General features: G+C 52.3%; 13 protein-coding genes and 4 tRNA genes. 8 read left to right on the top strand and 9 right to left on the bottom strand.

What is annotated here, in order from left to right; genetic code table 11:
- The first annotated feature begins 267 nt into the window (after window positions 1-267).
- From RYB66_RS21445 to RYB66_RS21430, 4 genes are all read left to right on the top strand, one after another.
- Window positions 268-1,418 (top strand): IS3-like element ISPsy29 family transposase gene (locus tag RYB66_RS21445; protein WP_316895382.1). Its coding sequence is split into 2 segments (ribosomal slippage): window positions 268-502 and window positions 502-1,418, totalling 1,152 coding nucleotides; the frame shifts between segments, so codons are not numbered across the junction.
- Window positions 1,419-1,638: 220 nt separating this feature from the next.
- Window positions 1,639-2,085: a hypothetical protein gene (locus tag RYB66_RS21440; protein ID WP_316895380.1), complete on the top strand. Its 447-nt coding sequence runs from the start codon at window positions 1,639-1,641 to the stop codon at window positions 2,083-2,085.
- The gene (locus tag RYB66_RS21435) at window positions 2,061-3,143 is read left to right on the top strand and encodes a YaaC family protein (protein ID WP_316895377.1); all 1,083 of its coding nucleotides are present in this window, start codon (window positions 2,061-2,063) and stop codon (window positions 3,141-3,143) included. Before RYB66_RS21440 ends, RYB66_RS21435 begins: the two co-directional genes overlap by 25 nt.
- Before the next feature lie 523 nt (window positions 3,144-3,666).
- Window positions 3,667-4,755: a hypothetical protein gene (locus RYB66_RS21430; protein WP_316895375.1), complete on the top strand. Its 1,089-nt coding sequence runs from the start codon at window positions 3,667-3,669 to the stop codon at window positions 4,753-4,755.
- 330 nt (window positions 4,756-5,085) lie between these two features.
- On the opposite strand, the gene RYB66_RS21425 is transcribed toward RYB66_RS21430, so the two are convergent.
- From RYB66_RS21425 to RYB66_RS21415, 3 genes are all read right to left on the bottom strand, one after another.
- A complete protein-coding gene (locus RYB66_RS21425; RefSeq protein ID WP_147468583.1) occupies window positions 5,086-5,838 on the bottom strand; it encodes a hypothetical protein in 753 nt (250 codons plus the stop codon).
- Window positions 5,839-6,278: 440 nt separating this feature from the next.
- The gene (locus RYB66_RS21420) at window positions 6,279-9,218 is read right to left on the bottom strand and encodes a DEAD/DEAH box helicase (RefSeq protein WP_046835213.1); all 2,940 of its coding nucleotides are present in this window, start codon (window positions 9,216-9,218) and stop codon (window positions 6,279-6,281) included.
- A 448-nt stretch (window positions 9,219-9,666) separates the two neighbouring features.
- Window positions 9,667-9,743, bottom strand: a tRNA-Arg gene (locus RYB66_RS21415).
- Window positions 9,744-10,059: 316 nt separating this feature from the next.
- Between RYB66_RS21415 and RYB66_RS21410 the strand changes: the two genes are divergently transcribed.
- The 3 genes from RYB66_RS21410 (at window position 10,060) to RYB66_RS21400 (ending at window position 11,293) form a co-directional block, all read left to right on the top strand.
- Entirely contained in the window at window positions 10,060-10,299 is a 240-nt protein-coding gene (locus RYB66_RS21410) for a hypothetical protein (RefSeq protein ID WP_002554421.1), read from the top strand.
- Window positions 10,300-10,335: 36 nt separating this feature from the next.
- Window positions 10,336-10,521, top strand: a complete 186-nt coding sequence (locus tag RYB66_RS21405) for a PA3371 family protein (RefSeq protein WP_316895370.1) — start codon at window positions 10,336-10,338, stop codon at window positions 10,519-10,521.
- Window positions 10,522-10,966: 445 nt separating this feature from the next.
- Window positions 10,967-11,293 (top strand): Arc family DNA-binding protein, encoded by a 327-nt coding sequence (locus RYB66_RS21400; RefSeq protein ID WP_002554423.1) that lies wholly within the window; start codon window positions 10,967-10,969, stop codon window positions 11,291-11,293.
- Between the two features lie 179 nt (window positions 11,294-11,472).
- On the opposite strand, the gene mgtE is transcribed toward RYB66_RS21400, so the two are convergent.
- Window positions 11,473-12,915, bottom strand: a complete 1,443-nt coding sequence (mgtE, locus tag RYB66_RS21395; RefSeq protein WP_002554424.1) for a magnesium transporter — start codon at window positions 12,913-12,915, stop codon at window positions 11,473-11,475.
- 324 nt (window positions 12,916-13,239) lie between these two features.
- On the opposite strand from mgtE, the gene bamE reads away from it, so the two are divergent.
- Window positions 13,240-13,731 (top strand): outer membrane protein assembly factor BamE, encoded by a 492-nt coding sequence (gene bamE, locus RYB66_RS21390; RefSeq protein WP_016981506.1) that lies wholly within the window; start codon window positions 13,240-13,242, stop codon window positions 13,729-13,731.
- A gap of 43 nt (window positions 13,732-13,774) precedes the next feature.
- Here the strand turns inward: bamE and RYB66_RS21385 are convergent.
- From RYB66_RS21385 to RYB66_RS21365, 5 genes are all read right to left on the bottom strand, one after another.
- A tRNA-Arg gene (locus RYB66_RS21385) sits at window positions 13,775-13,851 on the bottom strand.
- An 87-nt stretch (window positions 13,852-13,938) separates the two neighbouring features.
- Window positions 13,939-14,015: transfer RNA gene (locus RYB66_RS21380), tRNA-Arg, on the bottom strand.
- A gap of 109 nt (window positions 14,016-14,124) precedes the next feature.
- Window positions 14,125-14,215 (bottom strand) — tRNA-Ser (locus RYB66_RS21375).
- Window positions 14,216-14,277: 62 nt separating this feature from the next.
- Entirely contained in the window at window positions 14,278-14,466 is a 189-nt protein-coding gene (gene csrA / locus RYB66_RS21370) for a carbon storage regulator CsrA (protein ID WP_002554426.1), read from the bottom strand.
- Between the two features lie 171 nt (window positions 14,467-14,637).
- Window positions 14,638-15,870, bottom strand: coding sequence for an aspartate kinase (locus RYB66_RS21365; RefSeq protein WP_002554427.1), 1,233 nt, complete (start codon window positions 15,868-15,870; stop codon window positions 14,638-14,640).
- Window positions 15,871-15,901: the final 31 nt, after the last annotated feature.

The raw sequence follows: 15,901 nt of genomic DNA, 5'->3' as shown, positions 1-15,901 counted from the left end.
CGGTTCAGGCGGCTGCCACATACTCCTGAAAACCGGCGCTGTGCAAGTCATTACAACGCTGGAGCAGGATCTGGTCGCTGAAGTGAACCGTATGACTGATGGCAAAGGCGCGCGCATGGCTTTCGCGCGCTGTCGTATCTAGGTATTTTCTTCCAGTATGGAGTGCTTGAGACCGCAGACCTGGGTATTCCTGTCATGGAGTTACTGAATCGCCCCGGGTTTCGTAGACACCTCCATGCCTTAAACTGAGGCCAATCAGGAGGTGCCATGAGCAACCCACGTTATCCCGAAGAATTCAAAATCCAAGCGGTCAATCAAGTGACCGAAAAGAAGCTGCCTGTCGCTGATGTGGCGGCGCGTCTTGGCGTGTCGACGCATAGCCTCTATGCCTGGATAAAGCGCTACAGCAAACCTCAGGCAGAACGGCAGCAAGACGATGATCAGCACGCTGAACTGCGTCGTCTGCGAGCGGAACTCAAGCGGGTCACTGAAGAGCGAGACATCTTAAAAAAGGCCGCCGCGTACTTTGCCAAGGAGTGCGGCTGAAGTACGCCTTTATCAAGCAGCGCGCGGGCGACTACTCCATTCGACGGCTTTGCCTGACGCTGAAAGTCCATCCCAGTGGTTATTACGCTTGGTTGTCTGAGCCGCAATCTGCACGCGCTAAAGACGACCAGCGATTGCTGGGTTTGATCAAGCACTCGTGGCTGGAGAGCGGCGGAGTTTATGGCTATCGCAAAATCCATGACGACCTGCGCGAGGTCGGTGAAGATTGTGGTCGGCATCGTATGGCGAGGTTGATGCGTCTTGAAGGTCTGCGCTCTCAGACAGGGTATCGACGTCGCCCTGGAAAGTACGGCGGTAAGCCAGCGGTCGCCTCACCCAATTTACTGAAGCGCGAGTTCGATGTCGTGGAACCCAACAAGGTTTGGGTCACCGACATCACCTACATTCGTACGTATGAAGGCTGGCTGTATTTGGCGGTGGTGCTGGATCTGTTTTCTCGTCAGGTCGTTGGCTGGTCAATGAAGTCGCAGATGACCAGTGATTTGGCCATTGATGCGTTATTGATGGCGGTTTGGAGGCGAAAACCGAAACAAGAGGTGATGGTTCACTCCGACCAGGGCAGCCAGTACAGCCGCTCCGATTGGCGCAGTTTTTTGAAGGCAAACAATTTGGTTGCCAGCATGAGCCGCCGAGGCAATTGTCATGACAACGCCGTGGCTGAGAGCTTTTTCCAGCTTCTGAAACGGGAACGAATCAAGCGGAAAATCTACACCTCACGGCAAGATGCTCGTAGTGATGTGTTCGATTACATCGAGATGTTCTACAACCCAAAACGCCGCCATGGTTTCAACAATCAGCTGTCACCGGTAGAGTTTGAAAAACGTTACGCAATGAGCTTGCAAGGTGTCTAGAGAATCCGGGGCGATTCACCATGACTGTTGCCGGCAATAGCCTCTAGTCACGAACCGCAGTTCGTCGCCCCATTGCAGGCGCCAAGTAAAGTTCTAAAAGCGCGGTAGCATTGCTAACTGGCATCTTTGGCAGTCAGGTGGGCTGGCGAGCTTTGACTACTGTCATTTCATATGCCCATTATCCAGTCGTGAATGTTTTTCAACGAAAAGGAGTGTGATTATGGGAGGGGCAGGTATAGAGTTACGCATGGGGATTTTGCATGATGCCGCCAGGCAACAGGTGCTGGGGCCCCTTTCGTCCCATGGGTGGATTGCTTCGGTCGTAGACGAGTCCGAAGATGGCGAATACTTAGTGATAGACGCCGAAAAAAGTGGGAAAAAGCACTCCGTCGCGCTCATGTATACGTCGGCAACAGATAATCGACACTATCGGCATTTGGAAAGCAGGGTCAGTCATATTTTCACAAATGGCCAGCTTTACCATGTTGAAGACTATGCAAGAGGAATCACTACTCCAGTCTCTTCAGTGGGTGATTTTTTTCCGCTTCTCGTCGAGTGGAATAGCGAATTAGCACCAGCGAAACCAAGAAAAAAAACGCGAACTCTACTGGTGCGATACTCAGAATTGTTTCAGAAAATCCATTGGCCGGTATTTGGTCTCGTCTGAACCAGTTCTCCAGCTCTGAGATAGCTAAAAAGCTGGTTTTAAAACGAGCCGACAAAGATGGAGCTGTGCTGGCAGATGAGCAGGTCCTTTCTAAAGCGTCCGGGATCGCATTTGCGTTGGGCAACGCTGCGGATTATTACAAAGGCGCGCCGTACGAAAGCTTGAATAAGCGAGTTCTTAGCTTGTACTACGGAACCTTGAGCCTTGCTTTTGCGGAGATGCTCGCCGCACCCAATGGACCCTCAGATCTTGACGAGCTGGAAGGCATGACCAAGCAGGGGCATGGGCTGTTCGCTCTGTCATCAGTAACCGGTCATTTCGGAGATCTGAAGGTCGGTGTTCTGGCCACTGGATTCTACCCTAATTGGGTGAATTTTCTGGGGTATGACACCGGCTTTTATCCTAAGGCCAAAGCGAAATCCGTAGGTGATTTGGATAATTCGGTGAAGTATCAATCACAGTCGTTTGCCGGCATGTCTGTGTTACTGTCGGCGGTTCCCGAGTTGGGGGATCTCTTCACGCAGGTCTACGACGATGAGCCCGCATGGGTGATTCCGTATATCGATATAGCGTCTCGACACGCACAAGGAGGTGCCAATCCTTCGAGTAGTTACATACTGCTTATGGATCGGTCTAAGAAGATATCCGAGGCAAGAATTGCATTGCAGGATTGGCCACTCGCTGAATTAACAACGGTTGAATCAACGGACGACGGTGAAGTATTTCGGGCCCGAGTTGATCATCAGGGGTTGAAGTCTTGGCACGATGCGTTGCTGTTGCATCGCAGTCCTTATCTAAGCAGCCCCACATTGATCTTGCCGGTATTGGGAGGCGTACCAGAGTACAGGGTCACCTCTCTTGCAATATTGTATGCGTTGTCAATTCTAGTGAGGTACATGCCAAGCGCCTGGCGGCGTGTGGAAGGCGGGGATTGGGACCAGCATTTAAGTGTCATGCGTGCCGTACTGGACGTTTTTGAGAGGATTCTCCCGCAGCAATTCCTAGAAAGCATTTCAGGTGAGCGTGTGCACACGAGCTTGCCAGGATCTCTTATTTAACGCGCTGTTACCCTCAGTGATTCACCTAGGGTTTCGTAGTCACCTTACGACTGTTTCTGACTGGAAGCAGTCCCTGGCTGAACGTCAGAGCTATTGGATGGTTGCTGCCTGTCGCGAAGAGCAGCAACCGATCCAGAGTGTGTAAAAACGCTTCGCCAAAATTGAGGCGTGCGCGTCTACGTTAAATCTGAAATTTATCGGCACGTCAGCAGATGTGGATTTTGCGTAGAAGCGCGATTTCCAGTCCGGTTTTGAGTACCTGTCGCGCTGATGAACGTTTTTACACAGCCTCGACCCATTGCGACCAGTCGTGCAGTCGCGCAGTCGCGACCTCTGCTGCCTTAAAGGTAGAATATGTAGCATTTGAACATCAAACACTATTGTATAGAAATTATCAGCCAAGCTTCAATATGAGCTTTTAAAAACCACTTTCTTCCTATTTTTGAGGGCTTACTGAGCTCCCATCGGTTTATACTTGTTACGCTTCTCCTAAAACCACCCTATGTTTCTCTGGAATGTTTAAATGACCGTAATTGCGCGATTCTCCCCATTGAATCAACGGCTGTTTATCGGTGATATTGCTGAATCTAGCTTATCTGACAAAGTAATTCCTTGGCCTACTCTAGGGTGCTCATCTACAGTTTTTCCCGAAGGCTCGGGGTTCACCCTTGTTGGATACACGCAAAAAATCTCGATCATCAACGAGTCTTTAATCATCTGTTGGGCAGGAACTAAAATTTATGCACGCTTTGCCGAAAATGAACTAAGGGAAGCCCTAAAAAAACAGAACGACTTCCCCACTTTAAAGGCCGCTCTATACAAAATTGCCAACGAAGTCGGGGATAATATAGAACTTATAGGGTGTTATTTAGAACCCTCTAATGGACGCACCAAACTTCACGACTTCCAATATGACACAACATTGCGATATGAAGAGCAATCTGGTTACTGGACTGCGACTGGCACGGGTGCAGAAGTATTTTTTGAGCAGTTGCGAAGTCAGAGCGCTCCGCCAGAGTCTATCAATCCTGTCCATCCAGTTGACAAAGCTTTCACAGTTACGAGCGCTATGCTTTACGAAGAGCACACCAGTAAAAGCCCGCTTTACAGGTACGCTGGGGGTGCCTATGAGATCGCATATTTAGTACAAGGAAAGTTCAGAAAACTCGATCACCATGCCACCGCTGTTTGGAGTATTGAGATTGGCGAAGACGGATTACCCGACGCCCCCCTACTTCATTCGGTAAATTTGTATTACTACCATGAAGATATATTCGCCATAACAGCAATCAGCGAGACTCGCCCTACCAAGGATGGGGCGATTATAGAACAATTCAGTCACTTTCTTGCCGCTCCTTTGGAACGTGAGGTTACCAAAGCGGAGCTCGATAATTTTCGCCCGACATACTCGCCGCAGCATTTCAATCACATTATAGAAATCCACTACCCAGATGTGGCTCTGAGAAAGCTAAGAGTGACTGAGTATTCGCAAGCTTCCGCGATACAATTTATTGACGATAGCGGCTTAGTCAGCATAAAGGTGGATAGTAAGCTGATCGTTGATCAAGTCATCATATTCGAGCAACGACGAAAAGCTCATCAATCTTGTTAAGCGACAAAAAGCTTGGTTTCGACAAAACTTTTGAAATCGCCTAAGGTGAACTGGTTGGGTCCGTTAACTACCCTTTGAGTTCGCCTGTACTAGGAGGCGTGATGGCTTACAGCTTGTCGGGCAGTAACTCACCGGTGGTAGTTCCTGAAAATAAAAATACCAAGTTGCCGCTGATAAAAATAGGCAACTATCGACCCAAACCGGCCATCAGCCGGCATTCGAACCAAGGAGGAGGTGTGCCTAAGCCTCTCAATTAAAATCAAAAAACCATTTAATCCGCAATCTTCAAGTAGCGTTTAATAAAGATGACCCCGCCACGCCGCACGCCAACTAGTCGCCCTCACTACAGTAATGTAAATATTTATCTCTCTCTACGCTCCACCTGAAATATTCTATATCGGTACCAATCAAATCTTTAACCTGATTTATGATTTTCTTCACTCTAACTCTTGTTATATTATTCGACCTTGATAGTTTGTGATAAAAAACCGTCCATGCAACAAGTGCATCATCCCACGCCACACCACCCTCCTCAGCAGTAACAAATATGTACTCAGGAGGATTGACTCGAGAGTTCTTAGTCCATTCCGATTCAATTTCGCTGGCCAGCTCTTGGTAGCCTGCTTCGCAGGCAGAGATAGACAAGAAGACCTTTCCTCTATATCTACTCATTTTAGTAAAAACAGGAAGCATGGACTCAAAAAGACTGTTCCACCTTATAAAGTCACGCCCAAATGCAATTCCACGCTTATTTCCATGAGTAGCAATATGAATGCATAGCGGAGTATCTGAGTTTTCATTTCTGTCATGATTTGAATCGATGGATGAAATGTAACCACAGTATTTTTCAAAGTCATCTTTAGAATAAGCGGTAAGCGTTATAGCTTCGTGACCAATGGATGTGCATACCTTTTCCAACGCACTAGCTTCGGACCTACCCTGTATAAGGTCCATTGGATCCACACACTCAACGATGAATATCTTCATTCCTTTGCTCATCCCTAATCCGATAGGAGTTTTGGGTTTTATATCCAGCGCTAGGCTTGCATGGCACATTACCATCATTGGTGAATGCTGTTCCATAGCTTTGACTGCAGCGTTGGGGAGAGAGCGCTTTTGAACACAATTGTCAGCTTAAAGGCTGCTTCCTGGAGAACATCAGTCGTTAGGAGGCGATTTGACGATTAACAAACGGCACACCCTAAGATCAGGCATTGCGTGGGCAGACCGCAAGCGATGCCGCCGGCTCCTGGTAGATAAGGCTACGACGTTGATACCGTGATTGTATCGGCGGCAACTTGTAATTCCGCTGCGTGTCATAAAGCGCAAGAAGTCTGGATTGCTGCGTGGGCTTAGTGGAAGGGGGGAATTTTGTTTATGCTGACTGCAACCCCAACAATTTCTGCCGTTCCTGAAACGAAACTTTCCTTGGCGCTTTTCGAAAATTCGTCTCGTGTAGCGTTTGAGGCTGCCCAGAAAAGGACATCAGCGGAATCAGCTGCAATTCCGCTGGTGCAAGCCAATTAAGGGCTGACAATGACCTTGATGTCCGAGCCCGAGATACTCTTGATGTATGAGTAGCTCGTTCCCAAGACGGCCAACTGCTCCTTCGACACCTTCTTCGCTGATATCGCGGGTTGAACGATTACAAATTTGAAGATCAGCTCATGGTCGTGGCATTTGTTGCGCAGTATCTCCAGCTGCTGAGGCGTGCCTTTCAGGATTCTGTCGAAGTCCTTCAGCAGTGATTGCTGGTAACGATCCATCAGTCGGTTGAAGAACTTGTCGCCTGTGTACAGCCATTTCACCGACCTGGACGCCTGACCGCATACTTCATAGACGTCGGCGACGCGCGCCCCAGGGGCGGCCACGCCATCCGTCATAGGGCAGAATTTGCAATGGTAAAGGTCGACGTAGATGGCGTCCTTGTTTTCCCGAATTGCCACCAGATCAGCAATTTCGCCTTTGCCGTCATCATTGAAGACGATGGAGTAGTCATCAGCGATCTTGTCAAAGGTGAAGCCTTGTACTGAGTCCTTACGTCGCTCTGCACGCATGGACTCCTGATGGATTTTCGTCCTCCCCCAATCCCAGGGTTCGAGCAAACCGGCAGGCAGTTTTACATCCATGCTGTTGAGCGAGTACTGACGGTAGTTGCCTTGCACCATGGAACCGTCGACCTTGAGCAATACAAGCGGCTCTGCATCCAGGTAGGAGTCCAGTGGCATTTCGTGGGGGTAAAGGATCTTCACTCCTGGGCAGGAAGTCTTGTATCCGTCCTCCAACAACTTGATGGCGATGGTAGTGAGGCGACGCTCTTCGCCATCGTTACCCGCGACAAGGACGGGGATCTCCAGCGTCCGCGCGCCACTGTACTCAGGCTTACCAAGCTCGAGGTCGAGAAGGTTGAAAGTCTCTCCCTGAAAATATAGCGAGATCCTTTGCTCGTTTTCGATCGCGATCGACACAGGCCAGTCGGCGTAGAACAGGCCTTCTGGCCATCTGTCCTTGATTTGGTCAACACGCATGACATTTTTAAGCACGTCAGCAGGGTCGATGGTGTTGTCGTTGAGTTTGACCGACATGCGCTTGCACCACTCGACCCAGTAGTTGATTGGAGAGGAGTTCATCTCCCAGATCTTGCCCTTGTGCGAGCAGCCTACGGTGGTTCGTTCTCCATTCTCAAAACCGGTGGCGAAGATGTTGGACTTTGTCGCATTGCCCTTCTCGATGTCGCTGATCACCTGGTTGATATCGCGCCCCACGTGCATCGTGAACCGCAGGTCTTTCCGGGCGCGGGACAGGCCAACGTTCTGTAGCTTCATCAGCTTGATGTCGTGGAGCGTACGGAACGCCGGCTCACCATTGATGCGACGAGGGTCTTTGGCTACCAGGTTGAGAAAGCGAGTTGCCTGGGTGTCGTCACCTGAAGTGTGAATGAACAGGGTTTCCTGCGCCTTGTTATAGAAAGCGATGTACAGATTCCAGTTGGTATCGACGATTTCTTCGGTCTGAGCCCACCCAACCAGCGTCTCTCGCCGAGTCACGGCAATGACGGTATCGGCCTGATCACTGATCGAGATGTACTTCAGTGTTTCTCTGCGTCCATCCAGACCCTGTGCGCGCTGTGGTGTCCAGTCTTTGGGGGAGACGTGATATGCCACGGCGCTGATTTTGGGGTTCGGGTTCAGCCCAAAAATCACTTGGGCATCGTCACCGTCAGCAAACTGCTCGTTGAAGTCCGCCTTCTCAATTTCCCGGCCTACCTTTTGCTCGCTCACATTACGAATGACTGCCCCCCAGTCAGCACTCTCCTTGTAGAGGTCTGCCATCTGGTGGTCGGTTTTCTGGTTAGCGATGTTCGCCACGAACTTGGCATCACCCAGGGCGGCATCAACCCGCGTCAGCCGGCCAATGAACTGGAGCGTCACCGCAGGGCTTTGGTGTTGGTCATGAATTGCAGCGATTTTGAGCTCAGGCAGATCGAAGCCTTCCCCAAGCATGTCGACGCAGACGATGATCCGGTGCTTCTTCTTGACGATCTCCTCCATCACCCTGGCTTGGTTCGGCACCTTGCTGTGAATCAGGACTGGCGTGAGGTCGGCGTGCTGCTTGTAAATCTCAAACAGGTCTGTCGCCCGCTTGTGCGATTTGGCCCGCACCATCATTAAATGGTTGTACCCAGCCTTGAGGTCAGCCCGGAGCAGCGCAACAGCCTTGTCTGCGATGGCCTGGTCGGACAGCTTGAGGTTGTATTCTCGTACCGGATGGAACTCGATGCCTTTGAAATAGCCATCAAGCTGCGCATCCCGGAGCGGGTAGTTGTAGATAATCTTGCCGGCCAGAGCCAGACCATCCTCCCGGAATGGCGTCGCTGTGAACTGAATACACGGTTTGCCCATGAAGGCGGTTTTGATTCGGTTCCAACTCACTGCCACGACATGGTGAGCCTCGTCGATCATCAGGTGGCTGCACATGTTCACCAGCGCCCCCAAGACGGCGTCTTCGAATAGCAGCAGGGCCTGGGGAGTGGCCACAATGATGTTGGCAGTAGCTAATTCTGCAACCTGCGCCTCAGACAGCTTCGAATCGATGGCTGCAACAATGGGGTTACGCGCCGTGTCCGATACCGCCCCCACGGTGCGGAGCGTCTTCATCTCCGTGCACTTGCCCACCAACTGCGTCCTGAGGGCGTCCGAGGGAACCAGGATCAAGGTTCTGGCCATCCTCGCAGCGATGATCAGCGCGAGCATGGTGTCGGTCTTCCCTGTACCGGTCGGCATGACCACTGTGGCGGTCGAAGAGGGATCAACCACCAGGTGCCCCAGAGTGGCATAAAGCGCCGCCAGTTGCGGTTTGCGCAGCCCAGGTGCGTTCGTCTTGGGATCGTCGAGACTGAAATTGAAGAGATGGTTTTGCCAGCTCTGGTACACATCCAAATGCGTTATGACTACATCGTCCATGGCGATTACCTAGAGGCAGAAAAGACTTCTGGGGGAGAGGGTGGCGATATGGTAGCACGCCCCCTATTGCTTCCATGACCTTAACCACTTAGACATAAGGACAAAACCAGTCGAGCCCCGCGCAGGATTGCCGAACTGTCGTGCCCGCTTTTGGCCGATTTCAGCCTGTCGCCACCATAGGCAACATTCATCATTTTTACGAAGCGCGCGGGCCGAATCCGACGCAGGGGATCAGTTGAAATGCACAATGGCTTTTCAATTGGGATTCAATTACACAGGTAGAGAGAACGGCCAAGGCATCAATTTCGAAAATCGGCCAGAAGAATCCGATTCCCTTGAAAAGTTGACTCAATACCGAACGCTCAGAGAAGTGGGGACCAAAGTGGGGACTTGAGAGAAAACTCAATCGAGGAGCTATCGGAAAATCTAGCTAATAACCTGATTATAATGGTGTCCCAGGGCAGGTTCGAACTGCCAACCTTCCCCTTAGGAGGGGGATGCTCTATCCAATTGAGCTACTGAGACACTGCGTGCCAGCACACCGATCGGTGCCAGCGAGGACGGCGTGCATCTTAGCGACATGTGCCGCTTTTGTCATGTCGTCATTGCCCTTCAGGGCTGTAGCCGATGTCGCCCGGAAACGCGGCTGAATAAACCGATCATGCAATTTGCAATCCCCCAAAAAGCCATCATTGCAAAACGCACTGCACCAGACTTTTTTTTAATTCATATGTCATTGATTTAAAAGGAATTTTTATCATTTTCCGATTGGCATGCAGACTGCATTATCAGTATCAGTGAACACATCTCCTCCCAAACGGTCGGGCACAGGTACTGGAAAATGAACAAGACTCTCTCAGTGTTGAATGCGGCAGCTCTGGTGGCTCTGGTGGCATTTCATTTTCATGACTCCGGCGCCAGTGACACGCAGGTCACCGCACCTGCTCCTGTCCATCACCAGATCAGCCATGCGCCTCAGTTGGCTATCATGACTGACCGCATTGCCAGTGCAGCGGTATTGGCCAATGACGATGATGATTCACTCCAGATGCCACGCGCCGAGCAGCGCTGGATTTTCTGAGAACGCTTGAACCAGCCATTTATAGAGAGAGTAGCCATGTCAAAATCCGCGTTGTCATTTCTGGTCCTGGCGATTATGGCTGTGATCGTTGACCTGTTGCTTCCTGTCCAAGCGCACACCCTGAGCATCGCTGCCAACATCGCTGCAGGCGTGTTCGCCAGTCTTTTCGTAATAGCGCTTTTTCTCGGCCGTCGTATCAAATTCGACCCTGTGCTTCGCTAATCTAAAAGGCATAGCACCAAAAGCTAACAACCCTCTCGCTCGACCCGCTCATCGCGCCGAGCACTGCGCCCATATCCTCCAAATCCTCCTTTCGCCCCGCCCTCGCAACCCTTGGTCGGGTAGCTTCGTTTGCGCTGAATTCCGACCTACTCTCAGAGTCAAATGGCCATGATGGCAAAAAGAAGCTCGGTGACGTGCCCGGTTATTCAGGGGCAAATGCGAAGACTTTGCAAATTTGCTCGCATTTCTGATAATTGGTGCTGGCCAAACGCCGCCACCTGAGTCAATATTTGTCACAGAATTGACGCCAAGGATTCGACGTATTACGGCATGATGTCGGCCCCTTGGAACCCCGGTTGAACATTTGGCCAAAATGACTGTCTCACGATGACAATCTTGCGGCCACTTGCTAGAACCGCTTCCCCTGAACTAACCGGTTAAATATATGAGCCCTATGAAACAGGCTACTTATTCCAGCCGCACGGCTGACAAGTTCGTCGTTCGCCTACCAGACGGCATGCGTAATCGCGTGCAAGAGGTAGCCAAGAATCATCACCGCAGCATGAACTCGGAAATCATTGCTCGCCTCGAACAAAGCCTGATTCAGGAAGGCGCACTTGGTGATGAACCAAGCCTGCGTCTTGACAGTCCTGAGCTGTCCTTGCACGAACGCGAGCTGCTGCAACGTTTTCGTCAGCTTTCACATCGTCAACAGAATGCACTTGTTTCGCTGATTGCTCATGACACGGAACTCGCTTCCGAAGAGTCCTGAGACTTGGTGTAACAGACAAAGGCCAGCGAAAGCTGGCCTTTTTCGTTGTAGCCTTTTTCGTTAGTAGTCGTAGGCCTAGTGGCAGTACATGGCAAGCCGAAGACTTCGTCAGGGCATAAAAAAACCGCCTGATCATGGCGGTTTTTTTTATTTTAAGAGCCTATCTTGAAACAGAAAGCTTAGAGCAGAAAGATCGTCGCCAACCCCAGGAAGATGAAGAAACCGCCGCTGTCGGTCATCGCCGTAATCATGACGCTTGCCCCCATGGCAGGGTCTCGCCCCAGGCGCGCCAGCGCCATAGGGATGGAAACGCCCATCAGCGCCGCCAGCAGCAGATTGAGCGTCATGGCTGCGGTCATGACCACGCCTAGCGACCAACTGCCGTACAGCATGTAGGCAACCACGCCGATCACCCCGCCCCAGAGCAAACCGTTGATCAAGCCGACAGCCAGCTCCTTGCGCAGCAAGCGGGCGGTATTACCGGTATTGACCTGATCCAGCGCCATCGCGCGCACGATCATGGTGATGGTCTGATTACCGGAGTTGCCACCAATCCCGGCCACGATAGGCATCAGTGCAGCGAGCGCCACCAGCTTCTCGATGGAGCCTTCGAACAGGCCGATCACGCGCGAAGCCAGGAAGGCCGTCACCAGATTGACTGCCAGCCAGGCCCAACGGTTGCGCAGGGAACGCCATACCGAAGCGAAAATATCTTCTTCTTCGCGCAGACCCGCCATGTTGAGAACTTCGCTTTCGCTCTCTTCACGAATCAGGTCGACCATTTCATCGATGGTCAGACGGCCGATCAGCTTGCCGTTCTTGTCCACCACCGGCGTAGAGATAAGGTCGTAACGCTCGAAGGCCTGTGCCGCATCGTAGGCATCGTCTTCCGGGTGAAAGCTGACCGGATCGTTGGCCATGACTTCGCCAACCTGCTTCTCCGGATCATTGACCAGCAGGCGCTTGATCGGCAGCACGCCCTTGAGCACGCCTTCGGAGTCGACCACAAACAGTTTGTCGGTGTGGCCCGGCAGCTCTTTCAACCTGCGCAGGTAGCGTAGCACCACTTCAAGGCTGACATCCTCACGGATCGTCACCATCTCGAAGTCCATCAGCGCACCGACCTGATCCTCGTCATAGGACAAAGCCGAACGGACACGCTCACGCTGTTGTGAATCCAGTGCCTCCATCAGCTCGTGAACGACATCACGGGGCAACTCGGGAGCAAGGTCGGCCAGTTCGTCGGCGTCCATGTCCCGTGCCGCCGCGAGCAACTCGTGATCATCCATGTCGGCGATCAGGGTTTCACGAACGGAATCGGATACTTCAAGAAGAATGTCGCCGTCACGCTCAGCCTTGACCAGCTGCCATACGGTCAGACGATCTTCCAGAGGCAGGGCTTCGAGGATATAGGCGACGTCGGCAGAGTGAAGGTCTTCGAGCTTGCGTTGCAACTCGACGAGGTTCTGCCGGTGAACCAGGTTTTCTACACGGTCCTGATGCTGACCTTCCTGACGATGAGTCAGATCTTCAACAATACGCTGGCGCTGCAGCAGATCGACAACCTGAGCCAGGCGATCCTGCAAGCTTTCCTGCGTTTTTTTTACTTCTCTTTCGGTCATAGGCGAACTCCACTCCCAGCAGCGGAGCACGCCGGGAGATCAATCAGTTAATTCATGATTGTTGAAAAACATTATTGAGTAACGACTGGGTAAGTCCATGGAGGTGTTCCACAAGCCCCGGCGGAGCTGACGGGCGCAATGATACACCGCTTTTAGAGAAGCGCATGCGAGAAATTCGGCCTATAACAACCGTTTGCAGCACAAACCTGTAAAACTCTGTGAGCTGGCCCGGCCTCAACGTCACATTCAGCCAAGAAAACCTGCTCGCCGCCTCCAGAGGCTGCGGCTAGGCTTGCACGACACCCTGTCATGGAGGACTTGAGCATGCGCACAGCCGTTCATCTATCCCTGTGGAGCGCTCTACTCTGCGCTCCTGCACCCGCGACCGCCAGCACTGTTCATCGCTGCGAAGACGCTTCCGGAAAAATCATGTTCACCACTCTCGGCTGTCCCGAAGGCCACAGCACCAGCATGCAAAGGACCTTCAATGTGCCACCGGGAACCAACATCGATCTACTCCCGCCCGCAAACCTTTCAGCGCCAACACGCAGGAAGCCCGCGAGCCAGGAACTGGTCGTGGTCGGCACGCGCGATGATGGTTGCGGCAACCGCCTGAGCGCTGAACAGCGTCGGGCAGCTATCATCAACCAGCGCACACCTCCCGGCATGACTATGCGTGATGTCGAGAGCCTGCTGGGGCGTCCGGACAAAATCACCAACCGTAATGGCGAATTGCATTACGTGTACAACCAGAAAAAGGGCCGCAGCAACAATGTGACATTCGACGGGAACGGATGCGTTAAAGGAAAACGCTAGAAAGCAAAAAGCCCACATCTTTCGATGTGGGCTTTTCGTTGTATGGTGCACTCGACAGGATTCGAACCTGTGACCGCTCGGTTCGTAGCCGAGTACTCTATCCAGCTGAGCTACGAGTGCATTGGTGTTTTTAGACCAGATCACCTCTGGTTGAAGCCAGTTATCGGAAACCTTGTAATTGCTTACAACACTTCAAACAACTTTAAATGGTGCACTCGACAGGATTCGAACCTGTGACCGCTCGGTTCGTAGCCGAGTACTCTATCCAGCTGAGCTACGAGTGCATGTGTTGGTGCCGCGCATTATAGGTCGTAAAATTGTTTAGTCAAGCACTTTTTCTAGTAAATTCAACAACTTACCGATCAAGCCCAATCTTACGCACTACATAAATAATGGCGGAGAACGGGGGATTCGAACCCCCGACACCCTTTTGAGGTGTACTCCCTTAGCAGGGGAGCGCCTTCGGCCACTCGGCCAGCTCTCCGCAACACGGGGCGTATAATAACCACCCTTTTCCCCGTTTGCAAACCAAAAATTCAATAAAAATTAATGGCTTGGTTCTTCGTCCTTCTCTTTCTTGATGCGAAGGTAAATCTCTTCACGGTGGACAGCGACTTCCTTGGGCGCATTGACACCAATACGCACCTGATTACCCTTCACTCCGAGCACGGTCACGGTAATCTCACCGTCACCAATGATCAGGCTTTCCGCGCACCGACGAGTCAGAATCAGCATACTTTTCTCCTTACGCCTTTATTCAGGGACAACAGTCTGCAAACCAGTAGGCATCGACCTGTAGCACAAGGCCACAACCCTTACCTGTGTATCGACTAACGCAAAGAAAACCACAGCCTTTCTGCGCAGCACCCGAAAGACGCGGTCAGACCGCGCCCTTCGACGACAGGATCACTCACCCTGCCGCGGAGCATCCAGCTCAAAAGCCGTGTGCAACGCGCGCACAGCCAACTCCAGATACTTCTCTTCGATGACCACGGAAACCTTGATTTCCGACGTGGAGATCATCTGTATATTGATACTTTCCTTGGCCAATGCTTCAAACATACGGCTGGCAACGCCTGCATGCGAGCGCATGCCGACACCGACAATGGACACCTTGGCGATCTTGGTATCGCCGGACACTTCACGAGCGCTGATCTCACGCGCGGTGGACTCAAGCACCTGCAAGGCAGCCTGATAGTCGTTGCGATGGATCGTGAAGGTGAAATCGGTGGTGTTATCGTGCGAAACATTCTGCACGATCATGTCGACTTCGATATTGGCCGCGCTGATCGGGCCGAGAATCTTGAACGCTACGCCGGGGGTGTCTGGCACACCACGGATGGTCAGCTTGGCTTCATCGCGGTTGAAGGCGATGCCGGAAATGATCGGCTGTTCCATGGATTCCTCTTCATCGATTGTAATGAGGGTGCCCGGCCCCTCTTTGAAGCTGTGCAAAACGCGCAGCGGGACGTTGTATTTGCCGGCGAACTCGACCGCACGGATCTGTAGCACCTTGGACCCGAGGCTGGCCATTTCCAGCATCTCTTCGAAGGTGATCTTGTCGAGGCGCTGAGCCTGCGACACGACACGCGGGTCGGTGGTGTACACACCATCGACGTCAGTGTAGATCTGGCACTCGTCAGCTTTCAGCGCTGCGGCCAGCGCAACACCGGTAGTGTCCGAGCCACCACGGCCGAGGGTGGTGATGTTGCCGTGCTCATCGACGCCCTGGAAGCCGGCGACCACCACCACACGACCGGCTTTCAGGTCGGAGCGGATCTTCTGGTCGTCGATCTGCAGGATGCGCGCCTTGTTATGCGCGCTGTCGGTAAGGATACGGACCTGATTGCCGGTGTAGGACACCGCAGGCACGCCACGCTTCATCAGCGCCATCGCCAGCAGCGCGATGGTGACCTGCTCGCCAGTGGAAACGATCACGTCCAGTTCACGGGGAACCGGCTGATCACTGATCTGCCTGGCCAGCTCGATCAAACGGTTGGTTTCGCCGCTCATGGCCGACAGCACGACCACAAGGTCGTCTCCAGCCTCACGGAATTTCTTGACCTTGTCGGCCACCTGCTCGATGCGCTCTACAGAGCCCACCGAGGTGCCGCCAAATTTCTGTACGATTAAAGCCATCTCAAAGCCGCCTCAGAACCCGTTAAGAGCA

The sequence above is a fragment of the Pseudomonas syringae group sp. 243L2 genome, assembly GCF_032587875.1.
GTDB lineage: Bacteria > Pseudomonadota > Gammaproteobacteria > Pseudomonadales > Pseudomonadaceae > Aquipseudomonas > Aquipseudomonas amygdali.
This window is presented reverse-complemented; position numbering and strand designations above follow the sequence as displayed.

Bases quoted from the DNA above. Each gene is read 5' to 3' on its own strand.
- RYB66_RS21440 (WP_316895380.1), top strand. From the start codon at position 1,639: ATGGGAGGGGCAGGTATAGAGTTACGCATGGGGATTTTGCATGATGCC.
- RYB66_RS21430 (WP_316895375.1), top strand. From the start codon at position 3,667: ATGACCGTAATTGCGCGATTCTCCCCATTGAATCAACGGCTGTTTATC.
- RYB66_RS21425 (WP_147468583.1), bottom strand. From the start codon at position 5,838: ATGGAACAGCATTCACCAATGATGGTAATGTGCCATGCAAGCCTAGCG.
- RYB66_RS21420 (WP_046835213.1), bottom strand. From the start codon at position 9,218: ATGGACGATGTAGTCATAACGCATTTGGATGTGTACCAGAGCTGGCAA.
- RYB66_RS21410 (WP_002554421.1), top strand. From the start codon at position 10,060: ATGAACAAGACTCTCTCAGTGTTGAATGCGGCAGCTCTGGTGGCTCTG.
- RYB66_RS21405 (WP_316895370.1), top strand. From the start codon at position 10,336: ATGTCAAAATCCGCGTTGTCATTTCTGGTCCTGGCGATTATGGCTGTG.
- RYB66_RS21400 (WP_002554423.1), top strand. From the start codon at position 10,967: ATGAGCCCTATGAAACAGGCTACTTATTCCAGCCGCACGGCTGACAAG.
- mgtE (WP_002554424.1), bottom strand. From the start codon at position 12,915: ATGACCGAAAGAGAAGTAAAAAAAACGCAGGAAAGCTTGCAGGATCGC.
- bamE (WP_016981506.1), top strand. From the start codon at position 13,240: ATGCGCACAGCCGTTCATCTATCCCTGTGGAGCGCTCTACTCTGCGCT.
- csrA (WP_002554426.1), bottom strand. From the start codon at position 14,466: ATGCTGATTCTGACTCGTCGGTGCGCGGAAAGCCTGATCATTGGTGAC.
- RYB66_RS21365 (WP_002554427.1), bottom strand. From the start codon at position 15,870: ATGGCTTTAATCGTACAGAAATTTGGCGGCACCTCGGTGGGCTCTGTA.